Origin of the sequence: Ruegeria aquimaris (assembly GCF_025751555.1) — a bacterium.
GTDB classification, from domain to species: Bacteria; Pseudomonadota; Alphaproteobacteria; order Rhodobacterales; family Rhodobacteraceae; genus Ruegeria_B; species Ruegeria_B aquimaris.
In genome coordinates this window covers 1-23,301 of sequence record NZ_JAOWLB010000001.1, presented here as the reverse complement: position 1 = coordinate 23,301, position 23,301 = coordinate 1, and the positions used below count along the sequence as shown (strand labels likewise).

Annotated in this window: 25 protein-coding genes and 1 pseudogene; 18 read left to right on the top strand and 8 right to left on the bottom strand. The window is 61.6% G+C overall.

Annotated elements, in window-relative coordinates:
- Positions 1–46: 46 nt before the first annotated feature.
- From bamA to OE747_RS00100, 7 genes are all read left to right on the top strand, one after another.
- A complete protein-coding gene (gene bamA, locus OE747_RS00130; protein WP_263826585.1) occupies positions 47–2,353 on the top strand; it encodes an outer membrane protein assembly factor BamA in 2,307 nt (768 codons plus the stop codon).
- A gap of 6 nt (positions 2,354–2,359) precedes the next feature.
- Entirely contained in the window at positions 2,360–2,941 is a 582-nt protein-coding gene (locus tag OE747_RS00125; RefSeq protein ID WP_263826584.1) for an OmpH family outer membrane protein, read from the top strand.
- A 79-nt stretch (positions 2,942–3,020) separates the two neighbouring features.
- The gene (gene fabZ / locus OE747_RS00120; RefSeq protein WP_164126800.1) at positions 3,021–3,494 is read left to right on the top strand and encodes a 3-hydroxyacyl-ACP dehydratase FabZ; all 474 of its coding nucleotides are present in this window, start codon (positions 3,021–3,023) and stop codon (positions 3,492–3,494) included.
- Complete coding sequence (gene lpxA / locus OE747_RS00115) at positions 3,491–4,276, top strand: acyl-ACP--UDP-N-acetylglucosamine O-acyltransferase (RefSeq protein ID WP_263826583.1); 786 nt, start codon at positions 3,491–3,493, stop codon at positions 4,274–4,276. The genes fabZ and lpxA overlap by 4 nt, the downstream gene beginning before the upstream one ends.
- A 1-nt stretch (position 4,277) precedes the next feature.
- Entirely contained in the window at positions 4,278–5,072 is a 795-nt protein-coding gene (locus tag OE747_RS00110; protein ID WP_263826582.1) for an LpxI family protein, read from the top strand.
- Positions 5,072–6,229, top strand: coding sequence for a lipid-A-disaccharide synthase (gene lpxB / locus OE747_RS00105; RefSeq protein WP_263826581.1), 1,158 nt, complete (start codon positions 5,072–5,074; stop codon positions 6,227–6,229). Before OE747_RS00110 ends, lpxB begins: the two co-directional genes overlap by 1 nt.
- Positions 6,226–6,804 carry a hypothetical protein gene (locus OE747_RS00100; RefSeq protein ID WP_263826580.1) on the top strand — a complete coding sequence of 193 codons (579 nt, stop codon included), beginning with the start codon at positions 6,226–6,228 and terminating at the stop codon, positions 6,802–6,804. Before lpxB ends, OE747_RS00100 begins: the two co-directional genes overlap by 4 nt.
- Here the strand turns inward: OE747_RS00100 and OE747_RS00095 are convergent.
- Complete coding sequence (locus OE747_RS00095; RefSeq protein WP_263826579.1) at positions 6,768–7,349, bottom strand: GNAT family N-acetyltransferase; 582 nt, start codon at positions 7,347–7,349, stop codon at positions 6,768–6,770. The genes OE747_RS00100 and OE747_RS00095 overlap by 37 nt on opposite strands.
- On the bottom strand, positions 7,294–8,439 hold the full coding sequence (mnmA, locus tag OE747_RS00090) for a tRNA 2-thiouridine(34) synthase MnmA (RefSeq protein WP_263826578.1): 1,146 nt from the start codon (positions 8,437–8,439) through the stop codon (positions 7,294–7,296). The genes OE747_RS00095 and mnmA overlap by 56 nt, the downstream gene beginning before the upstream one ends.
- A gap of 130 nt (positions 8,440–8,569) precedes the next feature.
- Here mnmA and sciP point away from each other — a divergent pair, with 130 nt between their 5' ends.
- From sciP to OE747_RS00065, 5 genes are all read left to right on the top strand, one after another.
- On the top strand, positions 8,570–8,848 hold the full coding sequence (gene sciP, locus OE747_RS00085; protein WP_263826577.1) for a CtrA inhibitor SciP: 279 nt from the start codon (positions 8,570–8,572) through the stop codon (positions 8,846–8,848).
- A 96-nt stretch (positions 8,849–8,944) separates the two neighbouring features.
- Positions 8,945–9,661, top strand: a complete 717-nt coding sequence (gene ctrA / locus OE747_RS00080; protein WP_263826576.1) for a response regulator transcription factor CtrA — start codon at positions 8,945–8,947, stop codon at positions 9,659–9,661.
- 147 nt (positions 9,662–9,808) lie between these two features.
- Positions 9,809–12,028, top strand: coding sequence for an NAD-dependent DNA ligase LigA (gene ligA, locus OE747_RS00075; RefSeq protein ID WP_404818284.1), 2,220 nt, complete (start codon positions 9,809–9,811; stop codon positions 12,026–12,028).
- Entirely contained in the window at positions 12,025–14,115 is a 2,091-nt protein-coding gene (recG, locus tag OE747_RS00070) for an ATP-dependent DNA helicase RecG (protein ID WP_263826574.1), read from the top strand. Before ligA ends, recG begins: the two co-directional genes overlap by 4 nt.
- 112 nt (positions 14,116–14,227) lie before the next feature.
- Positions 14,228–14,350: a hypothetical protein gene (locus OE747_RS00065; RefSeq protein WP_255455737.1), complete on the top strand. Its 123-nt coding sequence runs from the start codon at positions 14,228–14,230 to the stop codon at positions 14,348–14,350.
- 262 nt (positions 14,351–14,612) lie between these two features.
- On the opposite strand, the gene OE747_RS00060 is transcribed toward OE747_RS00065, so the two are convergent.
- Complete coding sequence (locus OE747_RS00060; protein WP_263826573.1) at positions 14,613–15,065, bottom strand: iron-sulfur cluster assembly scaffold protein; 453 nt, start codon at positions 15,063–15,065, stop codon at positions 14,613–14,615.
- A gap of 67 nt (positions 15,066–15,132) precedes the next feature.
- Between OE747_RS00060 and hisI the strand changes: the two genes are divergently transcribed.
- Positions 15,133–15,492 (top strand): phosphoribosyl-AMP cyclohydrolase, encoded by a 360-nt coding sequence (gene hisI, locus OE747_RS00055; protein WP_263826572.1) that lies wholly within the window; start codon positions 15,133–15,135, stop codon positions 15,490–15,492.
- A gap of 2 nt (positions 15,493–15,494) precedes the next feature.
- On the opposite strand, the gene gluQRS is transcribed toward hisI, so the two are convergent.
- The 4 genes from gluQRS to OE747_RS00035 form a co-directional block, all read right to left on the bottom strand.
- Positions 15,495–16,337, bottom strand: a complete 843-nt coding sequence (gluQRS, locus tag OE747_RS00050) for a tRNA glutamyl-Q(34) synthetase GluQRS (protein ID WP_263826571.1) — start codon at positions 16,335–16,337, stop codon at positions 15,495–15,497.
- Complete coding sequence (locus OE747_RS00045) at positions 16,334–16,948, bottom strand: class I SAM-dependent DNA methyltransferase (protein WP_263826570.1); 615 nt, start codon at positions 16,946–16,948, stop codon at positions 16,334–16,336. Before OE747_RS00045 ends, gluQRS begins: the two co-directional genes overlap by 4 nt.
- Positions 16,949–16,984: 36 nt before the next feature.
- Complete coding sequence (gene trmFO / locus OE747_RS00040) at positions 16,985–18,325, bottom strand: methylenetetrahydrofolate--tRNA-(uracil(54)-C(5))-methyltransferase (FADH(2)-oxidizing) TrmFO (RefSeq protein WP_263826569.1); 1,341 nt, start codon at positions 18,323–18,325, stop codon at positions 16,985–16,987.
- Positions 18,326–18,620: 295 nt separating this feature from the next.
- Positions 18,621–19,406, bottom strand: coding sequence for an enoyl-CoA hydratase (locus OE747_RS00035; RefSeq protein ID WP_263826568.1), 786 nt, complete (start codon positions 19,404–19,406; stop codon positions 18,621–18,623).
- A gap of 58 nt (positions 19,407–19,464) precedes the next feature.
- Between OE747_RS00035 and OE747_RS00030 the strand changes: the two genes are divergently transcribed.
- Positions 19,465–19,908, top strand: coding sequence for a PaaI family thioesterase (locus OE747_RS00030; RefSeq protein ID WP_263826567.1), 444 nt, complete (start codon positions 19,465–19,467; stop codon positions 19,906–19,908).
- 62 nt (positions 19,909–19,970) lie between these two features.
- Here OE747_RS00030 and OE747_RS00025 read toward each other — a convergent pair whose 3' ends face one another.
- The gene (locus OE747_RS00025) at positions 19,971–20,198 is read right to left on the bottom strand and encodes a DUF1127 domain-containing protein (RefSeq protein ID WP_263826566.1); all 228 of its coding nucleotides are present in this window, start codon (positions 20,196–20,198) and stop codon (positions 19,971–19,973) included.
- Positions 20,199–20,296: 98 nt separating this feature from the next.
- Between OE747_RS00025 and OE747_RS00020 the strand changes: the two genes are divergently transcribed.
- The 4 genes and pseudogenes from OE747_RS00020 to OE747_RS00005 form a co-directional block, all read left to right on the top strand.
- Entirely contained in the window at positions 20,297–21,700 is a 1,404-nt protein-coding gene (locus tag OE747_RS00020) for an aminotransferase-like domain-containing protein (protein WP_263826565.1), read from the top strand.
- Between the two features lie 164 nt (positions 21,701–21,864).
- Entirely contained in the window at positions 21,865–22,323 is a 459-nt protein-coding gene (gene rplM / locus OE747_RS00015) for a 50S ribosomal protein L13 (RefSeq protein ID WP_263826564.1), read from the top strand.
- A gap of 5 nt (positions 22,324–22,328) precedes the next feature.
- Entirely contained in the window at positions 22,329–22,811 is a 483-nt protein-coding gene (rpsI, locus tag OE747_RS00010; protein ID WP_263826563.1) for a 30S ribosomal protein S9, read from the top strand.
- Between the two features lie 226 nt (positions 22,812–23,037).
- Positions 23,038–23,301: pseudogene (locus OE747_RS00005) on the top strand (adenylate/guanylate cyclase domain-containing protein); the annotation flags it as partial.

Sequence of the window (23,301 nt, the reverse complement as noted above, 5' to 3'; positions counted from 1 at the left end):
GAGTGGCACAGGTAGATACTGTGGCGGTCGAATTTCTGGCAGCCATATGTTGATGAATTCTGTCTCGGCGATTTTTCTGGTGACGGCAACGAGTTTGGTCAGCTTGCCGCAAACAGCGTTCGCACAATCCTATACCTTTACGTCGGTTCAGGTTGAGGGCAACCAGCGTATCGAGAGCTCGACAATCGTGGCGCGGACCGGTCTCGAACGGGGCAAGGAAGTCAGTGCCGGACAACTCAACGATGCTTATCAGCGCGTGCTTGACAGTGGCGTCTTCGAGACAGTCGAGATGATTCCGCGTGGCAACACCCTGATCATCAAGGTCACCGAGTTCCCGACGATCAACAAGATCAACTTCGAAGGTAACAAACGCGTCAAGGACGAAACCCTCCAGGGGGCCATCGCGTCGGAATCACGGCGTGTCTTTACCGCGGAACAGGCCGAACGCGACGCGGCGACGATTGCCGAGATTTATTCGACTCAGGGCCGCGTGGCGGCGACGGTCGTACCCCGGATCATACGCCGCAGCGACAACCGGGTCGATCTGATCTTTGAGATTGCCGAAGGCGACACCATCGAGATCGAGCGCGTAAGCTTCGTCGGCAACCGGGCGTTTTCGGACCGGCGCCTGCGGCGCATTCTTGAAACCAAGCAGGCGGGTCTGCTGCGGACCTTCATTCGCTCGGACACGTTCATTGCCGACCGGATCGAGTTCGACAAGCAGGTGCTGCGCGATTTCTATCTGTCGCGGGGCTATGTCGATTTCCGCGTCAACAGCGCCAACGTCGAATTCACCCGTGAGCGTGACGCCTTCTTTCTGGTCATGGATGTAACCGAGGGCCAACAGTTTTCCTTTGGCAACATCACCACGGTCAGCGAAATCCCGGGTGTGGACGCCGCCGATTACCAGGCCGCTCTCAATGTCAAGCCTGGCGTGGTCTACTCCCCAAGCCTGGTGGAGAACTCGATTGCCCGGCAAGAGCGCCTTGGCCTCAAGAACGGTGTCGATTTTCTGCGGGTTGAGCCGCGGATCAAGCGAAACGACCGGGATCTAACGCTGGATGTCGAGTTCGCTCTGGTCAAAGGCCCCCGTATCTTTGTCGAGCGGATCGATATCGAAGGTAATACCACCACCCTGGATCGCGTGATCCGTCGTCAGTTCCGCACGGTCGAAGGCGATCCGTTCAATCCGCGCGAAATCCGCGAGAGCGCTGAACGCATCCGGGCATTGGGTTTCTTTGCCGATGCAAACGTGGAAACCCGCGAAGGCTCGACCCCGAGTCAGGTCATCGTCGATGTGGATGTCGAGGAACAACCGACCGGCTCGCTCAGCTTTGGCGGCAGCTACTCGGTGTCCGACGGTTTTGGCGTCGCCATCGGGCTCAGCGAAAGCAACTTCCTTGGCCGCGGTCAGCGTCTGGGTCTGACCCTGTCGACCGCGCAGGATGCCGAACAGTACATCCTGTCGTTTACCGAACCGCAGTTGCTGGGCCGCGATCTGAAGTTCGACATCGACCTGGGGATTTCTGCGACCAATTCGAGCTTTGCCAGCTACGATACAGATCGGCGCTTCTTTGCCCCCGGGCTGACCTTCCGCCTGGGCGAATTGTCCAGTCTGCAGGTCAGATACCGCTGGGATGCCAGCGAGATGGTCAAGCGGAGCGCGACATCGGTCAGTGGCGCGGTCATCGCCAGCGAAATTGCCCAGGGGCGTCTGACATCGAGTTCCCTGGGGCTGACATACACTTATGACAGCCGGATCGGGGGGCTTAACCCGAATGCGGGTGTCCTGTTCGAGGTCGGTGTCGATGCGGCGGGTCTTGGCGGCGACAACAAGTATTTCAAGACCAACGCGCGCGCGATCGCCCAGACACGGGTCTGGCACGAAGAGATCACGTTGCGCGCCTCGGTGGATGTGGGGGCCTTCAGTTGGCAGGGAAACGGGTTTAGCCGGGCGATTGACCGTTTTGTCATCGGGCCGAATACGTTCCGCGGGTTCGAACCGGCGGGCGTCGGGCCGCGTGACCTGTCGAATGGGGTGAACGACGCGCTTGGCGGCAACTATTACGCTGTGGCACGTTTCGAGGCAGAGTTTCCCCTGGGCCTGCCCGAGGAACTGGGTTTGCGCGGTGGCCTGTTCTATGACGTCGGCAACGTCTGGGACCTGAGCGATGTGAACACGGCAGGCGGAACCATCGTGGGCGCGGACGGGTCCTTCCGTCACGTGGTCGGTTTCTCGCTGCTGTGGACGACCGCCTTTGGACCGCTTCGGTTCAACTTCTCCAAGGCGCTCAAGAAAGAGACCTTTGACAAGGAACAGAGTTTCGACCTGACAATCCAGGCCCGGTTCTGATCTGCGATGTCACGCAACGGCTCAGGGCGGTGGCGGCTTGGTCTGATGGTCGCGGTCGCCCTGGCAATCGCGACCTCTGCGCCTGCGACGGCGCAACAGCTGGGACTGCCCCGGCACGAGGTGCTGACGATTTCCGGCGAAATCCTGTTTGCCAAATCCGCCTATGGACGGCGGGTGATCGACGAGATCGAGGCAGAAGGCGCGCTGTTGGCGGCAGAGAACGAGCGCATCATCGCCGAACTCAGCCGCGAGGAACTGGACCTGACCGAAAGGCGCGCCAAGATGGAGCCGGATGCGTTTCGCGTTCTGGCCGAGGCCTTCGACCGGAAGGTGCAATCGCACCGCGAGAATCAGGAAGCCAAGCGGGAGGCCTTGGCCCGGCGCGGTGACGCGGCGCGCGCGGCCTTTGTGGAACTGACCCGGCCGATCCTGGGCGCCTTGATGCGGGATACTGGCGCCAGCGTTATCCTGGACCGTTCGACGGTGTTCTTCAGTCTCGATTCAACCGATGTCACGGCGCTGGCGATCAGCCGGATCGACGAGGTGATCGGCGATGGCAGTGCCTTGCGCAAGGACGGCAAGAACTGACCGGTGCGGCTTTGCTTGCTGTTGCCTGTCAGTATTGCTAATCCCTGATGATCACGCACGAATACAGGACCTGTCCCGCATGACCACCGAAACCAAGAGTGCCGACATCCAGTTGATCCAGCGGATTCTGCCGCATCGCTACCCGTTCCTGCTGGTGGACAAGGTGATCGAGATCAACGGCTACTCTTCGTCCGTGGGCATCAAGAATGTCACCATGAACGAGCCGCATTTCCAGGGCCATTTTCCCGGAACGCCAATCATGCCCGGCGTGACCATTGTCGAAGCGATGGCGCAAACCGCAGGGGTCATGCTGGGGGTCGGTATGGATATCATCGACAGCGAGTTGCTGATCTATTTCATGAATATCGACAACTGCAAGTTCCGCCGCAAGGTGGTGCCGGGGGATGTCATGAAGATGCATGTCGAGACGTTGCGCGGCAAGATGGGGGGCAAGATCTTCAAGTTCAAAGGCGTTGCGACCGTCGACGGCGAAGTTGCCGCAGAAGCCGAGTTTTCCGCTTATGTCGACCTGACCGGAGAGAAAAGCAAATGAGCCGCATTCACGCCAGCGCCATCATCGAACAGGGGGCGCAGATCGGCCAGGACTGCGTGATCGGCCCGTTCTGCGTCGTCGGCCCCAACGTGGTTCTGGGTGATCGCGTCGAGTTGAAAAGCCATGTCGTGATCACCGGAAATACCACCATCGGTGAAGAGACCATCATCTTCAACTTTGCCGTTATCGGTGAGATTCCGCAGGACAAGAAATTCGGCGGCGAGGAAACACGGCTGGAGATCGGCGCGCGCAACAGGATTCGCGAACATGTGACCATCAACACCGGCACCGCGGGTGGCGGCGGAGTGACGCGTGTCGGCAATGACTGCCTGTTCATGGCGGGTGTTCATGTCGCCCATGATTGCCAGATCGGCGACCGGGTGATCATGGTCAATCATGCCGGGGCGGCGGGGCATTGCATTGTCGAGGATGACGTTATCATCGGTGGTATTTCGGGCCTGCACCAATGGGTTCGGGTGGGCCGGGGGGCGATCATCGGCGCCCTGACGATGGTCCCCAACGATGTCATACCTTATGGGCTGGTTCAGGCTCCGCGCGGTGAACTGGACGGGTTGAACCTTGTCGGGCTCAAAAGGCGGGGTGTCGCCAGGAGCGATATCACCCAATTGCGCGCCGCCTTCCAGATGCTGGCGCAGGGAGAGGGAACGTTTCAGGACCGGGCGCGCAGGATGGGGCAGGAGTTTGACAGCGCGTATGTGCGCGAGATTGCCGAGTTCATCCTGGGTGAAACAGACCGGTCGTATCTGACCCCGGGTCGGTAGCATGCTGGCCCTGATCGCAGGCGCCGGCGCGTTACCGGACGAGGTCGCCATCCGGCTGCAAGACAGACCTTTGGTCTGCTCGATGGCTGGGTTCCTGCCGGATCGTCTGAAACCGGACGTGGTCTTTCGGATCGAACATCTGGGCAGTTTCCTTGCCGATCTGAAAGCGCGGGGCGTGACCGAGGTTTGCATGGCAGGGGCTGTGGGCAGGCCTGTTGTCGATCCCAGCCAGATCGACACCGCGACCCTGCCGCTTGTGCCGGTGATCCAGCAGGCTTTGGCCACTGGAGATGACGGAGCCCTGCGGGCCGTGATCGGCCTGATCGAACAGGCGGGCATGACGGTTCGGGCCGCGCAAGAGATCGCGCCGGATCTGTTGTTGCCGGTGGGCTGTGTCACCGCCAGTGCTCCAGGCGATCAGGAGAGTTCCGATGCGCGGCGCGGCGCGACGATCCTGCGCGCCATGGCGGTCGCCGATGTGGGGCAAGCCTGTGTGGTGCATCGTGGACAGGCGCTGGCCATCGAAAGCGTCTTTGGTACGGATTGGATGCTCAACAGTCTCGCTCAACGTCCTGATGCCGGTGGCGGGGTTCTCTACAAGGCTCCGAAACCGGGACAGGACAGGCGGGCGGATTTGCCGACGATCGGAATTGATACCGTGACGGCGGCGGTGGCTGCGGGCCTCTCCGGGATCGTGATCGAAGCGGGCGGGGTGATCGTGCTGGACCAATCCAGGGTCATTGCCGAGTGCGACCGGCTCGGGCTGTTCCTGATGGTGCAGGAGCGTGCCTGCTGATGCGTGTCTTTGTCCTGGCGGGTGAACCTTCGGGCGACCGGTTGGGAGGCGCGCTGATGGAAGGTCTGCGGACCCTGCGCCCTGATGTGGTGTTCGAAGGCATCGGGGGTCCGGCGATGGAAGCGCAGGGTCTTCGGAGCCGTTTTCCGATGGCCGAACTCAGCATCATGGGGCTGGTCGAGGTCCTTCCCAAGTACTTTCACCTCAAACGCCGGATCGAGGAGACGGCGCAAGCCGTTCTGGCGATGCGGCCGGATGTCCTGATCACCATCGACAGCCCCGATTTCAGCCTGCGTGTGGCGCGGCGGGTCAAAGCGGCGAGCGATATCCGCACCGTCCATTACGTGGCGCCCAGCGTCTGGGCCTGGCGGCCCGGGCGCGCCGACAAGATGGCCAAGGTAATCGACCACGTGTTGGCGCTGTTGCCGTTTGAGCCGCCGTATATTGAGCGCGCCGGGATGGAATGCGATTTCGTCGGTCACCCGGTGGTGGGGGAGCCCGAGGCGAGCGGCGCCGAGATCGCGGCACTGCGCGACGAACTGGGGCTTGGCGACGCGCCGCTGCTCTTGGCGCTGCCCGGATCGCGGCGCGGCGAGGTGGAGCGTCTGGCGCCCGTCTTTGGCGCGGCACTCAAGAGGTTTTTGCCGGAGCATCCCGGCATGCGGGTGGTGGTGCCGGTGGTGCCGCATGTGGCCGATCAGGTGGCGCAGCATGTGGCCGATTGGCCGGGTGCGCCGGTGCTGGTCGATCCGCGCGGGCTGGCGCCTGAACAGGCCGCCACGCACAAGCGCGCGGCCTTTGCCGCCGCCGATCTGGCGCTGGCGGCCTCGGGCACGGTGTCGCTGGAGCTGGCGGCGGCGGGCACACCCATGGTGATCGCCTACAAGGTGAACTGGCTGACCCAGAAGATCGCCGAGCGGATGGTCACCATCGACACGGTGACTCTGGTCAATCTGGTCAGCGAGACACGGGTGGTGCCGGAATGTCTGGGCCCCGCCTGCACGCCCGAAAACATTGCCGCGCGGCTGGCAGCGGTGCATGCCGACCCTGCCGCGCAGGACGCAGCAATGCGCTTGACGATGGAGCGTCTGGGCCGGGGTGGCCCTCCGCCCGGGCTGCGCGCGGCACAGGCGGTGCTGGACCGGCTGACGCGATGAGCGCGCTTTTGGGCTTTGCCGCCTCGGCGGCACTGGCGCAGATCCTGACCAATCTGGACAATCTGGCGCTGCTGCTGACGCTTGTGGTAGCCACGGGGTCGCGCGCCGCCGTGGGCGGCTATCTGCTGGCACAGGTCGTGGTTCTGAGCGCGGCGCTTGCTGTGACGCTGGGGGTGTCCAGTCTGCCGCTCACTTGGACCGGTTATCTGGGACTGGTGCCGTTGGCATTGGGCCTTCGCGGCATCGTCGCGCAGAGGCGTGGACAGCTAGAGGCGGAACAGCGGGTGCCAATGCGGCGGGGCCTTGTGGCCACCGCAGTCCTGTTTCTGAGCCTGTCGCTGGACAGCTTTTCGGTGCTGGCGCCGCTCTTGGCAGACTCGGCACCGGCCTTTCGCAGGGCCGGTCTGGCGGGAGCTGCCTTTGCCGCGCTGACCCTCGGCGTGGGCGGTCTGGCCGCTGCTGGCTTGCGCCGGGGGCTGGGCCGCTGGGCCGCCCGGCTCGAGGCGCTGGCGCCCTGGGTCATGCTGGGCGCGGGTCTCTATGTCCTGTCCAACAGCGGCACCGATCTGGTCTGATCCGGGCGGGAAAGCCTGAGATAGACGCTGTCGGTCCACTCCCCGCCGATCTGGATCGTCCGGCTGGCGCGATGGGTTTCGACAAATCCAAGGTGTCGTAAAAGCGCAAGCGAGGCGGCGTTGCGCGGGTCGACATCGGCCCGGATATGGTCGAGGGGCAGGGTCGCGAACAGATGCGGTATCAGCGCAGTCAAGGCTTCGCGCATCAGCCCCTGGCCCCAGCGGTCGCGGCGCAGAAAGAAGCCAAGTTCGGGTGCCGCCCACAGTCCCGCCTTGCCGATCGCCACACCGTCCTGAAGCAACACATATTCGCGGCACCGCTCGGGCGGTTCGGCCAATGTCCCGGCGACCCAGCGTTCGGTCTGGGCCGGATCGGTATGGGTGTCACCAAAGAACCGCATCGCCTGCGGGTCGGAGAAGAAGGCATGCAGGGCAGGGGCATGCTCTGCTCGCATCGGGCAGAGGGTCAGGCGCGGGGTTTGAAGCGTCTCAATACCCACGCCAGATCCAGCCGCCGCCAAAGATGCGGCTGTCTTCGCTTGCATAGAACACGCAGGCCTGCCCGGGCGACACACCTTCCTCGGGCGTCAGCAGCTCTACCTCGGCCTCGGTCTCGCTGATCGGGCGCACGATGGCTTCGCGCGGCGGTCGGGTCGAGCGGACCTTGACCGACAGATGCCATTCGGGGCGCGAGGTGAATGCTTCATCACCCAGCCAGTTGATCTCGCGAACCGGGATTGTGCGGGTGGCCAGCATCTCCTTGGGGCCGACGACAACCTGTTTCCTGTCCACGTCCAGACGCACAACATAAAGCGGATCACTGAGGCCGCCGATGCCCAGACCGCGGCGCTGGCCGATCGTGTAGTGGATGACGCCCTCGTGGCTGCCCAGCACGCGGCCATCGGCATGCACGATCTCGCCCGGTTCGGCGGCGCCGGGGCGCAGTTTCTCGATCACACTGGCGTAATTGCCGTTGGGCACGAAACAGATGTCCTGACTGTCGGGCTTGTCGGCCACGGCCAGGCCGTATTGCGCCGCCATTTCGCGGGTCGCGTCCTTTGACGGCAGATGGCCCAGCGGAAAGCGCAGATAGTCGAGCTGTTCCGGCGTGGTCGAGAACAGGAAATAGGACTGGTCGCGGTTGGCATCCTCGGCGCAATGCAGCTCGGGCCCGTTCGGGCCCATCTTGCGCTGGATGTAATGGCCGGTGGCCATGCAGTCGGCCTCGAGATCGCGGGCGGTTTCCAACAGGTCCTTGAACTTTACCCGCTCGTTGCAGCGGATGCACGGCACCGGGGTGGCACCGGCCAGATAGCTGTCGGCAAACTCGTCGATCACCGCATCCTTGAAGATGTTCTCGTAATCCAGCACGTAATGAGGAAAGCCGCGTTCCTCGGCAACGCGGCGGGCGTCATGGATGTCGATCCCGGCGCAACAGGCGCCCTTCTTGGCCAGGGCCGCGCCGTGATCGTAGAGCTGCAAGGTGACGCCGACCACGTCATAGCCCTGATCGGCCAGATAGGCGGCCACGACCGAGCTGTCGACGCCACCCGACATGGCAACCACCACACGTGTTTCCGAGGGCGGTTTGGCAAAGCCAAGCGAGTTCAGCGGCGTTTCGGTGTCCAGCGCCATTGGGGCAGCTCCTGACGATTAAGGAAGACCGGCAGAATATAGGAAAATCCGAAATACTCTCAAGGGGCGGTTTCACCCCGCATTAAGTAGGCTGTCGCCAATGTTGCCCTGACACAAGAAGGGATAGGTGATGTTCTTGCGAAAGGTTGAAGGCCCCCGGTCAGTCACTCTGCCGGATGGAACCAAAATGACACGTTCGGATCTGCCGCCGGCGACGACCCGACGATGGGTCGCGTCTCGAAAGATCGCTGTGGTTCGGGGGGTGTTGTACGGGCTGATTCCGCTGTCCGAAGCGAAAAATACCTATGGGTTGAGTGATGAGGAGTTCAACAGCTGGGTATCGGCCTTTGCCGAGCACGGGAAAGATGGATTGAAAGCTACTTTGCTAAAAAAGTATCGACAACTTTAGGTTGATTTTGCATAAAAAAATATCGATAACGTCGAGTTAACCTTTGTTCGGCACGGTTGGTTTCAAATCTGAACAAGGTGAAGACGGAGAAACGAGATGCGCATACTTCTGGTTGAGGATGATTCGACGACATCGAAAAGCATCGAACTGATGCTGACGCATGCCAGTTTGAATGTCTACGCGACCGATCTGGGCGAGGAAGGGATCGATCTCGCCAAGTTGTATGATTACGATCTTATCCTTCTTGACTTGAATCTCCCCGACATGAACGGCCTTGAAGTCCTGCGCCAACTACGTCTGGCGCGGATCGAAACACCTATTCTCATTCTTTCCGGGGTCGATGATACTGAAAGCAAGATCAAAGGCTTCGGATTTGGTGCCGACGACTATATGACGAAACCATTCCATCGCGAGGAACTGGTCGCGCGGATTCATGCGATCGTGCGCCGGTCAAAGGGACATTCGCAGTCGATCATCAGAACCGGATGTATTGCGGTGAACCTGGACGCCAAAACGGTCGAGGTCGAGGGGCAGGCGGTGCACTTGACGGGCAAGGAGTATCAGATGTTGGAACTCCTGAGCCTGCGAAAGGGGACCACGCTGACCAAGGAGATGTTCTTGAATCATCTCTATGGTGGTATGGATGAGCCCGAGCTGAAAATCATTGATGTGTTCATTTGCAAGCTGCGGAAGAAACTCAGCAATGCAACCGGGGGCAAAAATTATATCGAAACCGTCTGGGGGCGTGGCTACGTGTTGCGGGATCCGAAGTCGGACGAAGTGCCGCCCTCGCGCATTGCCGTAAACGCATAGGAAAGGCAGGAACACCGGCTGCGAGTCCAGCGCGGCACCACCACTCACAGACAGTATCTGGACCTGAACATGGCCTCGCCCTATCACTGGTTATGATGACCAAAGGTACAGGGCGAGGCCATGACAGCAGACCAGTCTATCCCGAACATGAGCGAAGAAGAGGCTGCAAAAGAGCTTTCGCGACTGGCGGATGTCCTGGGACGCGCGAATCTGGCCTATCACTCGAAAGATGCGCCGGAAATCTCGGACGCCGAATACGATTCGCTCAAACGGCGCAACGCTGCGATCGAAAACCGGTTTCCGCATCTCAAACGGCCTGACAGTCCGACGGATCAGGTAGGCGCACGACCCGGTGAAAAGTTTGCTAAGGTTGCGCATGCGGTGCGCATGATGTCGCTGGGCAATGCTTTCGTGGACGAGGATGTCTATGATTTCGATCGTTCTATCAAGAAGTATCTTGGGTTAGCCGACGAAGCTCAACCAGCCTACACGGCGGAGCCGAAAATCGACGGACTGTCGCTTTCGCTGCGCTATGAAAACGGAGTGCTGATCCAGGCCGCGACCCGGGGAGACGGGGAAACCGGCGAGAATGTTACGGCCAATGCCCTGACGATTGCCGACATTCCGACCCGGTTGAGCGGCGCCCCCGCCGTTCTTGAAGTGCGGGGCGAGGTCTATATGAGTCATGCGGATTTCAGTGCGCTCAACGACCGTCAGGCCCGGGAAGAGGGCAAACTATTCGCAAATCCACGAAATGCCGCTGCCGGATCCCTGCGACAGCTTGATGCCAGGATCACCCGGGATCGCCCCTTGAGGTTCTTTGCCTATTCCTGGGGCGAAGTCTCTCAGCCTCTCGCCACCACGCAAATGGCGTCCATCGAAAGGCTGACGCAGCTTGGCTTTCGCACCAATCCGCTGACCCGCCTCTGCGCAAACCCGGATGAAATGCTCGCGCATTACCGCGATATCGAAGCACAGCGCGCCACCTTGGGCTATGACATTGACGGAGTGGTCTACAAAGTCGACGACGTGAGTCTTCAGACGCGTCTTGGATTTCGCTCGAATACGCCGCGTTGGGCCATCGCGCACAAGTTTCCGGCGGAACTGGCCTGGACACGACTCGAGGCGATCGACATTCAGGTCGGCAGAACCGGTGCCTTGAGCCCTGTTGCGCGCCTGACGCCGGTGACTGTCGGTGGCGTTGTCGTGTCGAACGCCACATTGCATAACGAGGATTACATCGCCGGCCGGGATTCTCGCGGACAGACAATCCGGGATGGCAAGGATATCCGCATCGGCGATTGGGTGCAGGTGTACCGGGCCGGCGACGTGATACCGAAAGTCGCCGATGTCGACCTGTCCCAAAGGGCCGAAGGGGCGATGCCCTATCGCTTCCCCTCGACCTGCCCGGATTGTGGCAGTCCGGCGGTTCGCGAAGAGGGCGATGCTGTCCGGCGGTGTACCGGGGGCGTGATCTGTCCCGCTCAGGCGGTGGAAAAGCTGAAACATTTTGTCAGCCGGGCTGCTTTTGATATCGAGGGGCTGGGGGCCAAGCAGGTCGAGCAGTTCTACAATGATGGCTGGATCAGGGAGCCTTCGGACATCTTCGAGTTGAGCGCGCGTTATGGTGAAGGTCTACAGCAACTCAAGAATCGCGAGGGCTGGGGCGAGAAATCCGCGTCTAATCTGTTCGAGGCCATCGAGGAGAAACGGACAATACCATTGGCCCGGCTGATCTTTGCCCTCGGTATCCGGCATGTTGGCGAGGTTGGCGCCAAGGATCTGGCGCAACACTATCAGAACTGGCGCGCCATGGCCGCGGCATTGGATACCGCGCGACCCGCCGCTCTGGCGCATCGGGCTGCTGATGCGGCAGAGGAAAGGGAGCGTGCCGCCGCCGCCGAGGAAGGGCGCCGTGCCCGCATCGCCGAGACGCGCGCCAGCGCCATCCTTGCCAGCGATGTGCCAGCCGAGGCTGCGGCGGCATGGGCGGATCTGACCGGCATCGACGGGATCGGCGCGACCCTTGGCCTTTCTCTGTCGGACGCGTTTTCCAACGCCGATGAACGCAAAGCCTTCGACCGCCTGACCAAAAAGCTGACCATTGTCGCGCCGGACGCGCCCCTTGCCGACAGCCCGGTGGCGGGCAAGACGGTTGTCTTCACCGGCACCTTGGAGCGCATGACCCGAGCCGAAGCCAAGGCGCGCGCCGAGGCCCTGGGGGCCCGGGTCGCGGGATCGGTGAGCGCGAAAACCGATATCCTGGTCGCGGGGCCGGGGGCAGGGTCCAAGGCGAAGAAGGCCGCTGATCTGGGGATCGAGACGCTGGACGAGGATGGCTGGCTGCGCCTGATCGGGGACCTATGAGCGGACGGCCGGAACAGCTGTTCCCGCTGTTTGCGGGACTGGAAACGCTCGAAGGGGTGGGGCCCAAGACGGCGCAGCTTCTTGCCCATCTGGATGTCGAAACGCCGCGCGATCTTCTGTTTCTGCTGCCCTATGCCGTTGTGGATCGGCGCCGCCGGACAACGATTGCCGGGGCCGATTTGCCTGCGACATTGACGGTCGAAATCACGGTTGGCGTGCACCGGCCACCGCGTGGCCGTGGCGGGGCCTACCGGATATTCGTCGAGGACGCGCAAACGGATTTCCAGCTGGTTTTTTTCCATTCGCGGGGCGATTACCTGAAAAAGGTTCTGCCGGAAGGCGCCCGCCGTGTTGTCTCGGGAAAGGTCGAACTGTTCGACGGCATGGCCAACATGGTGCATCCCGATCATATCCTGCCGGTATCCGACGCAGATGAGATCCCCGAGTTCGAACCGGTCTATCCGTTGACGCAAGGGGTGACACAAAAGACGGCCTACAAGGCCGCCCAGAGCACGCTCGCTCGCATACCGGAGTTGTCCGAATGGATAGATCCCGCGCTGGTTCGGCGGGAAAGCTGGCCGGACTGGCAAACGGCGATCCGCGATGCGCATGCGCCGCACGGGTTGGAGGATGTCACGCCAACGGCACCGGCGCGCGTGCGGCTGGCCTATGACGAACTTTTTGCGCATCAACTGACCTTGGCACTGGCCCGCCGCCGGGAGCGCAAGGCACGTGGTATCTCCAGTGTCGGCACTGGCAACTTGCAGTCCAAAGTGCTGGACAGCCTGCCGTATCGGCCGACTGACGCGCAGGCCCGCGCAATCGAGGAAATCGCCGCCGACATGGCGGGGCCCGAGCGGATGAACCGGCTGCTGCAAGGCGATGTCGGGGCGGGAAAGACGCTGGTTGCCTTCATGGCATTGCTGGTCGCGGTAGAGGCGGGCGGGCAGGGGGTGATGATGGCACCGACCGAGATACTGGCGCGCCAGCATCTCGAAGGGTTGCAGCCCCTGGCCGAAGAGGCCGGTGTGGTGCTCGAACTGTTGACCGGGCGCGACAAGGGTGGCGAGCGCCAGGCGAAACTGGATGCGCTCAGCCGCGGAGATATCCAGATCCTGGTTGGAACCCATGCTGTGTTCCAGTCGGATGTCGCGTTTCACGATTTGCGGCTGGCGATTGTCGACGAACAGCACAGGTTCGGTGTGCGTCAGCGCATGGAGCTGGCCGAGAAGGGCGTAGGGGCAGACGTTCTGGTGATGACTGCGACCCCGATCCCGCGCAGCCTGGCACTTGCCCAATATGGCGATATGGACGTGTCGGTGCTGGACGAGAAACCGCCAGGCCGCAAACCGATCCGGACGGCCATTGTCAGTACCGATCGGCTGGACGAGGTGATTGGCCATCTGCGCAGGGCGATTTCCGACGGGCGACAGTGTTACTGGGTCTGTCCGCTGGTCGACGAATCCGAAGTGAGCGATCTGATCGCCGCCGAAGAGCGGTTCAAACGCTTGCGTGCCGTGCTGGGTGAAGGGGTCGTGGGGTTGGTGCATGGACAGATGCCGCCGGGTGACAAGGACGCGGCCATGGCCGGTTTTCAGTCCGGCAAGACCAAGGTTCTGGTTGCCACAACGGTGATCGAGGTGGGGGTGAACGTTCCCAACGCCACGATCATGGTGATCGAACGGGCCGAGATATTTGGTCTGGCGCAGTTGCATCAGTTGCGCGGCCGGGTCGGGCGGGGCGACGCAGAGTCCACTTGCCTGTTGATGTATCAGGCGCCGCTGACCGAAGGGGGGCGGCGCAGGCTGGAGGTCTTGCGCGAGACCGAAGACGGGTTTCGCATCGCCGAAACCGATTTGCAGATGCGGGGGGCAGGCGACCTTATCGGCACGGCGCAATCCGGACTGCCCAAGTTTCGCATCGCCGATCTCGAACGGCAGTCGGCCCTGATGGCGTTGGCGCAAAGCGACGCACGGGCGTTGCTTGCAGCAGACCCCGATCTGGCTGGCGCGCGCGGCAAGGCCGCGCGGATGCTGTTGTGGCTGATGAAACAGGATCAGGCAATTCGTTTGATTTCAGTAGGATAAACCTGATTTGCCAAAAAGTTCACAAATGTTCTCATAAAGTTCTTGATCGACTCGCGAAGAAATGAGAACAAAGGGTCAACAAATGATTAACTGATGGCGAGGAGGAAAGCTGATGGTGACCCAGATCAAGAACGTTCTGTCCCGTTCCCAGGGCACGCTGTTGCAGGATGCAATTGGCGCGGCCTCGCTAATGGTCATGCTCATGGTCGCCCTCCACCTGCCCGGAGTCCTTTAACCGTTTCTGCCTGCGATCTCGTTCCGGCGCTGTGCGCATCCTGTCCCATTCGATGCAAGGGTGACCTGCCTATCCCGATACCCTTCCCTGGGCCCCGCCTCGGCCCATGGCGCACCGCCACCGGACCCCGTACGAGAGACGCATAACCTGCCGCCGCCCTTCCTGATCGAAGGTGCGGCGGTTTTTTTTCAGGCGGCACGCTACGCCGCGAAGCATCTCGCGTGGCAAGCAATCTGTGATGGGCGGAGAGGCCGCAGCAGGCTCAGGCGCAGTTTGCCTGTTCCGCCTTTGCCATCGCCTCGGCCGTCGCTTCGAGGGTCAACAGGATCGACGCGTGACGGTTCTTGTACTCGCGCGCGGGCATCAGCACTTCGAGCCCTTCAAACGGTGCGTCGGGCACCGGCCCGTTTTCCTTGAGCATCGCCTTGAGCTGATTCCGCCCGGTTTCCACCTGAGCCCGCGTTGCACCGATGATCGCGCCGCCGACCACGGCAGCCGACGCCTGTCCCAACGCGCAGGCCTTGACATCCTGGCCAAACTCCGCGATCCGGCCATCCTTGAGTTTGACATCAACGGTGACGGTCGATCCGCAAAGCGGCGAGCGTTTCTTGACCGTGGCATCCGGGTTATCGAGCCGGTCCAGATGCGGAATATCCGCGGCCAGCGCAAGGATGCGACCGGAATAGAGCTTGATCAGATCGGTTTCCGTGGACATGGCTTTCCCTCTTGGCCGGTTCCCAATACATAGTGGGCGATACTCCGGATGCAAAAGGTTTTTGGCCATGTCCTTCGACGCTTCGACACTAAAGTATGATGCCAATGGTCTGATCCCGGCCATTGCCCAGGATGCGGCAACGGGCGAGGTTCTGATGATGGCCTGGATGAATGCACGGGCGGTGGAGCGGACGCTGGCCAGTGGCCGCGTGACCTATTGGTCGCGGTCCCGGCAGAGCTTCTGGATCAAGGGCGAAAGCTCGGGCCATGTGCAGGAACTGGTGGATTTGCGGGTGGATTGCGACCGGGATTGCCTGCTGGTCACTGTGCGTCAGACCGGACCGGCCTGCCACACCAACCGGCGCAGCTGTTTCTATACGGCGGTACGGGACGGGGCCGAAGTGGAACTGATGCAGCCCGAGGTCTGAGGTCAGAGACCGACCATTTGGCGGATATCCTGAGGGGTGGCACCGTCGCTGCGATATCTGGCTATGGCGCGCGCGTCGTCACGCTTGGCCAGACGCTTGCCTTGATCGTCGCGGATCAGGCCATGGTGATGGTAGACCGGCGTTGGCAAGCCCAGCAGCGATTGCAAGAGCACATGGATGCATGTCGCTTCAAACAGATCTTCGCCCCGGATGACATGAGTCACGCCGCTGGCAGCATCGTCGACAACGACAGACAGATGATAAGAGGCCGCCATGTTGCGGCGTGAGAGGACCACATCGCCCACAGTCTGCATCAGGCTGTCCGCCGACAGATTGTGCTGCCCGGCGTGGCGGGGGCCAGTTTCGAGGAACTGGGCGGGCAATCCCGTGGCGCAGGCCCGGGCCATGTTCAGCCGACAGCAGGTTTCCGACGAAGGGTGCAGATCAAGGTCGCGGCAGGTGCCTGGATAGATCCGCCCATCGGGACCAAACGCGGGTACGCCTTCTTGCGGGGCATTGGCGGCGCTCTCGATGTCACGGCGGCTGCACCGGCATTCAAAGGTCAGGTCCGCCATGCGCAACTGGTCGAGTGCGTGGACATATTCTCTTGTGTGGTCGGATTGCCGTCGTGGCGGCGCGTCCCAGGTCACGCCCAACCAGGCCAGATCATCCATTAATTGCGCTTCCCAATGCGGGCGGGCGCGGGATTGGTCTATGTCATCTATCCTGAGAAGGAACCGCCCGCCCTCGGCCCGCGCGCGATCATGCGCAAGCAGTGCCGAATAGGCATGGCCAAGATGCAACGGCCCTGTTGGGGACGGAGCGAAGCGGGTGGTGAAAGTCACGCTTTTTCAACGATGAAGATGTCAGAGTTCAAGTTTATTCCAGGTAAATGTGGCCCGGACTGGCGCAATAGCAGGCGCGCGGCGCCCATGTCCAGCCATTCGCTCAACCGCCCTACATAGGCCCGCTCAGCCAAGGCGATGTCGTTGAGCGAAAACCCAAGGATACCGCCCTTGGGCAAGGCATGCAGCAAGAGATCGACGGTTTCGGGTGGCGCCGCGCCCTGACCGATGACGCCGATGGCGGCAATCGCTCGATACACCCCTTTCGGGACTGGCGGCGGCGCGGAGATCGCAAAGCCCGTCAGATCGCGATAGATCCCTTTTTCGCGCGCGGCCTCCAGCATTCCCGGGGTCGGATCCATGCCGTCAAGTATCTGGAAACCGGCCCGTTGCAGGGCCAGCCCCGACAAGCCGGTACCGCAGCCGAAATCGAGAACCGGCATCTGGCCGTCCGGGCGCTTCTCCCATAGGGCGCGCGCCAGCCGGTCGGGCGTTGCATAGCCGTTGTCGGTCAGTTCCTCGTCATAACTGTTGGCCCATTTGTCGTAATGGGCCTGAGTGTCCTTTGGCGAGGACAGCGTGTAAGACGATTTGAGAAACCGCAGGATCATGTCCGATGTTAGGCACAGGCCGCGATTTCCGTCCAGTCAGGAATGAGACAACCAATCGTTCCACGCGGCCTTGGCCCGATCGGTATAGGCTTTGTAGCGGTCCTTGCGCCCTCTGCGGCCGCCTTTCAACCCGTCGACCGGGCGAAACAGACCAAAGTTGACGTTCATCGGCTGAAAGGTCTTGGCATCCGCGCCGCCGGTGATGTGATGGATCAGCGCGCCCATGGCGCTGTCGTGCGGGACCTCAGCGATATCGCGCCCCAGCATCTCGGCGGCGGCAAACCGTCCGGCAAGAAGCCCCATCGCGGCGCTTTCCACATAACCCTCGACCCCGGTGATCTGCCCGGCAAAGCGGATGTTGGGCCGCGACCTGAGCCGCATCTGGCTGTCCAGAAGTGTCGGCGAGTTGATGAACGTGTTGCGATGGATGCCACCCAGGCGCGCGAAACCGGCCTCTTCCAGTCCAGGTATCATCCTGAAAACAGAGGTTTGCGCGCCGTATTTCATCTTGGTCTGAAAGCCTACGATGTTATAGAGCGTGCCCAGCGCATTGTCGCGGCGCAGTTGCACGACGGCATAGGGTTTGACGTCCGGCTGGTGCGGGTTGGTCAGGCCCACGGGCTTCATCGGACCGTGGCGCAGGGTCTCGCGGCCGCGTTCGGCCATGACTTCGATCGGCAGGCATCCGTCAAAATAGGTGGCGGTTTCACCTTCATGAAACTCGGTCTTGTCCGCCGCCAAAAGCGCGTCGATGAAAGCTTCGTATTGGTCGCGATCCATCGGGCAGTTGATATAGGCGGTCCGTTCCTCTTCGGTCTCGCCCTTGTCGTACCGCGATTGCAGCCAGGCACGGCGCATGTCGATGGTGTCGGCATAGACAATCGGCGCAATCGCATCGAAGAAGGCCAGCGAATCCGCTCCGGTCTGGTGCCGGATCGCCTCTCCCAGGGCCGGAGAGGTGAGCGGGCCGGTGGCAAATATCCACTGGCCGTCCTTCGGCAGGTCGGTGACCTCTTCCTCGGTGACCGAGATACGAGGGTGGTTGCGCAACCGGTTGGTCACCGTCTCGGCGAACGGGTCGCGGTCAACGGCCAGGGCGCCGCCGGCAGGCAGGCGATGGGCGTCGGCCGATGACATGATCAATCCGCCTGCGGCGCGCATTTCCCAATGCAGCAAGCCGACGGCGTTCTGTTCATCGTCGTCCGACCGGAAAGAGTTGGAACAGACCATTTCGGCCAGGTTGCCGGTCTGGTGGGCAAATGTTCCGACCTTTGGCCGCATTTCGTGAATCACCACGTCTACGCCCATTTCCGCCGCCTGCCAGGCCGCTTCGGACCCGGCCATGCCGCCGCCCACGATATGCAAACTGTCTGTCATGAGTGGCCACATAGGGCAGCGCGCGACGCGGCGCAACGGGGCAGGCGGGATCCGCTTGAAATAGAACAGCCAACCCTGCGCTTGCGGGTTGCCCGAAACTCTTCAATTTGGGGATTTTGGGGTCGCCGCTGCGGGAATGTCAGCGCCGGTGAGAGAGAACGGCTGGAGGGACCTTCCGCCCACGGCGACCCAAAAGTCAGCAAGGCATCTGCCTTGCCCTACCTTTGCCACGTTGTTGCCCAATTTGAAAGGCTTCGTTTGGAAACAATTCTCCGCGATTGATCACGTTGGCGGGCTATTGGTTCCAATCAGGGTCGCGCTTTTCGATGAAGGCGGCGATGCCTTCCTTGGTGTCGCGGTAAAGCATGTTCTCGACCATTACATCCCCGGTATAGGCATAGGCCTGATCCAGCGGCAGCATCTGCTGGCGATAAAACGCCTCTTTACCGATCCGTACAGCGGCACCCAGCTTGCCCGCGACGGTTGCGGCCAGGGTCTGGGTTTCGTCGGCAAGCTGCTGAGCAGGCACCACCCGATTGACCAACCCCAGTTCCGCAGCGCGGGTGGCTTCGATGAACTGGCCGGTGGTCAGCATTTCAAAGGCCTGCTTGCGCGGGATGTTGCGGCTGAGCGCCACCATGGGGGTGGAGCAGAACAGGCCGATATTGACGCCATTGACCCCGAACCGGGTGCCCTCGGCGGCGACGGCCATGTCGCAGGTGGCCACCAGCTGGCAGCCCGCGGCGGTGGCGATGCCATGGACCCGGGCAATGACGGGTTGCGGCAGCGATTGAACTGTCATCATCATCCGGGCGCAGCGGTCGAACAGGTCCTTGAAATAGGCCTTGCCGCCGTCCTCGGCCTGTCGTCCGGCGGTCATCTGTTTCAGGTCGTGGCCCGCGCAAAATGCCTTGCCCGCGCCCGACAGGATGACGGCCCGGATCGAGCGATCATCGCGCAGCGTGTCGAACTCTGCCTGAAGCGCCGCCAGCATCTCGTCGCTGAGCGCGTTCAGCCGCTCTGGTGCATTCATTTCCAGATGCGCGATTGCCCCCGTGTCGTGACGTTCCAGAATTGCCATCTTGCCCTCCCTGCCAAAGTCGGGGCAACTCTAGGCGCACTAGGCAGGGAGGGAAAGCATGGCATTGGCGTTGAACAAGGAGGAATTGTCGCAATACCTGGCCGAGGTCTTTCCCCAGGTGCGCGAGGATTTTGCCATCGACGCCCTGACCGAAGACTCGGTAACCATGCGCCTGTTGACGGCAGAGCGGCATCTGCGGCCCGGCGGCACGGTATCCGGGCCTTCGATGTTTGCGCTGGCGGATGTCTGTGTCTACGCGATGGTCCTGGCGCGCTTGGGCCGCCAGGCGCTGGCGGTGACCACCAATTGTTCGATGGATTTCATGCGCAAGCCCGAAGGCGGTGCCCAGATGATCGCCGAGTGCCGTCTGCTCAAGCTGGGCAGAACGCTGGCGGTGGGCGATGTGCTGATGTTCTCGGACGGATCGGATAAACCGGTGGCACGGGCGACGCTCACCTATTCCATTCCGCCGGCGGGCAGCGCTGCGGCCTCGTTCTCATGAAAAAAGGCCGGGGCGAACCCCGGCCAGTGAAGAGGTCCCAATGAAGGGACTGGGGATTTCTGTCAGCCCTGCCAGAACCTGCGGGCGGTTTCATGGCGCATCTGGCTGCGGGTAAGGCCGACGTCCTGCAACAGGCGGTCGTCCAGCTTTCCGAGGTTCAGGCGGGTTCGCCGGCGTTGTTCCCACTTGGTCACGGTCGCAGCAAAACCCACGGCCAGTGCGGCGATCAGCGGCAGCCGGGGGCTGGCGTTCAGCAGCATGAGGGCGGAGGAGGGCATTGCGCGTGTCATGACGGGTTCCTTTCGAATTGTATTGACACAATGTGAATGTACTTGGTACATAAGATTGGTACATTTAAGAATGTATGGAGATCAAAGGAAAGATTGTAATGGGTACAATTTGGCCGGATACTCTCCCTGCCACCAAGGGTCCCAAGTACACCCTGGTTGCCGATGCCATCCGAAAAGGCATAGAAAACAAGTCTCTGGAGGTTGGGGCCAAACTTCCGCCGGTGCGGGAGCTTGCCTATAAATTGAGCATTACGCCGGGGACGGTGGCGCGCGCCTATTCCATCCTGACGGAAGAAGGGCTTCTGTCGGCCGAAGTTGGTCGCGGCACATTCGTGGCGCCGCCGAAAAAACCGGTGCTGGACGATGTCTGGTCACGGCAATTGTACAAGCTGGAAGAGCAGGACGACGAGCATGTCAGCCTGTTCAGCCCGCGCCTGCCGGACGTTGGGCAGGTTTCGGTGATTCGCGAGTGCCTGAACAAGATCGCACAGGGCGATCCCGCCATGTTCCTGAACTATCCGACTCGCGACGCATATGTCGGGGTGCGCAAGGCGGTTGTCGAATGGCTGTCGCCATTGCCCTTGGGGCATCTGAGCTCGGATGACATCGTGTTGACCCATGGTGGGCAGAGCGGCCTGTGTGTTGTCTTTCAAAGCATTCTCAGCGGTCCCAAACCGGTGGTCTTTGTCGAGGACCTGTCATATGCCGGATTTCGCCGGGCCGCAGAGCTGATGCGGGCCGAGGTAGCCGGTATCCGTATGGACAAATGGGGGATCGATCCCATGTCGCTCGATCTGGCCGCGCGCCAGATGCCGGGGCAGGCGGTGTGTGTTTCACCCGAGGTCCAGAACCCGACCGGCAGCTTCTCGCCTCTGGAAAGGCGCAAGGAAGTGATCGAGGTTGCGCGCAAGCATGACCTTCAGATCATCGAGGACGATTGCTATCGGATCGGAGAGCCGCGAGCGCCGAGCTATCGCGCATTGGCGCCGGAGCGGGGCTGGCATGTGTCTTCTATCTCGAAATCGCTGACCCCGTCGTTGCGTGTCGGTTTTGCCATCGCGCCTGTGGAGCAGGCCGCGCGACTGCGCCGATCGGCCGAGTATGGTTACTTTGGCCTGGCACAGCCATTGGCGGAACTGACCCGGTTGCTGTTGTCCGATCCCCGCGCGCGGCTTCTGGCGCTCGCCGTGCGCCAGCGCATGTCGGATTACGTGCGGGTTGCCGTCAACACCCTGGGCGCCTTTGATCTCGTCTGGGATTCTGACGTTCCCTTTCTGTGGCTGCGGCTGCCGTCGGGGTGGCGTTCGGCGGCCTTCACCCGGGCGGCAGAGCGCATCGGAGTTCAGGTCCGGTCCGCCGACGAGTTCGCGTTGCGCGACGGGCGCGCACCCAATGCCGTGCGGATCGCGATCAACGCTCATGTCTCGCTTGAACGTTTCGAGGATGCGATGCAACGCCTCAGGGGGCTGCTCGACAATCCTCCGGAGCAAATAAGTGTCTGAATTTTTGGGGTATTATAATACCGATTTTTCAAGACACTGATAATACTAAAGAAATTCAAAGGTAACCTGCTTGACGCGGGTGTTGGCAGTCTCTAGAACCCGCCCATCGGATCAGGGCCGGTCGCTTGCGTCCGGTCTGTCACATCAAACAGGACCATCCTGCCATGAAAACCTTTTCTGCAACACCTGCAGACATCGACAAGAAATGGATCCTGATCGACGCCGAGGGCGTTGTTCTGGGCCGTCTTGCGTCGATCGTTGCCATGCGCCTGCGTGGCAAGCACAAGCCGTCGTTCACCCCGCATATGGACATGGGCGACAATGTCATCATCATCAATGCCGACAAGGTGCAGATGACCGGCAAGAAGCGCGAAGAGCACTTCTACTGGCACACCGGCCACCCGGGCGGCATCAAGTCGCGCACCAAGCAGCAGATCCTCGAGGGGGCTCACCCCGAGCGCGTGGTCTTCCAGGCCGTCAAGCGCATGCTGCCGGGCAACCGCCTGTCGCGCCAGCAGATGACCAACCTGCGCATCTATGCCGGTGCCGAGCACCCGCATGACGCCCAGGCCCCCGAAGTTCTGGACGTCAAGTCCATGAACAAGAAAAACACCCGGAGCTGAAACCGATGGCTGATCAGATCAATACTCTCGAAGAGCTGGGCGCCGTCGCAGGCCTCGAAACCCTGGCCGCCGACGAGCCGCGCGAACCCGTTCGCGACGAGCTGGGCCGCTCCTATGCCACCGGCAAGCGCAAGGACGCGGTCGCCCGCGTCTGGATCAAGCCGGGTTCGGGAAAGGTCATCGTCAATGGCAAGGACCAGGACACCTATTTTGCACGTCCCGTGCTGCAACTGATCCTGCGCCAGCCGTTCCAGGTGGCCGGTGTCGAGGGTCAGTTCGACGTGATGGCAACCGTCAAGGGCGGCGGCCTGACCGGTCAGGCCGGCGCGGTCAAGCACGGCATCTCGAAGGCGCTGCAACTTTACGATCCCTCGCTGCGTGGCGCGCTCAAGGCTGCCGGCTTCCTGACCCGCGACAGCCGCGTGGTCGAGCGTAAGAAATACGGCAAGCGCAAAGCCCGCCGTTCGTTCCAGTTCTCGAAGCGCTAAGCTTCGGACCCAGAACATGGAAAAGGCCGCGCATTGCGCGGCCTTTTTTGTTGTGGGGTGTGGGGGAAGTGGCTTTGCAGACCCATGAAACAGCCGAGACCGGTCATTTGGTCTCTTTGCAGCAAACGTCTGGTTTGAGCCCAAAGCGGTCCCGCGCCTTCTTCTCGACGACATCTGGCTAAGTGTGCAAAACTGGAGGGGGAGGGCTAACAGCCATGAGTCTGAAATGACCGAAAACTCTGACCGAAAATTAGCCGTTATTCTAGCAGCTGACGTTGTTGACTACTCGCGCCTAGTCGCCAAGGACGAGGAAGGGACCGTTCGTGCATTCCAAGCTTTGCGTGAAACGATCGTTGATCCGATCATAGAAAAATTCGGAGGTCGGATAGCCAATACGGCTGGTGATAGCTTGCTAGGCCGTGTTGACAAAAGGGATTCACAGGCAGCGCTGAACGTGATTCAAGCTGGTATCTGCGATGGAGACCAGCTT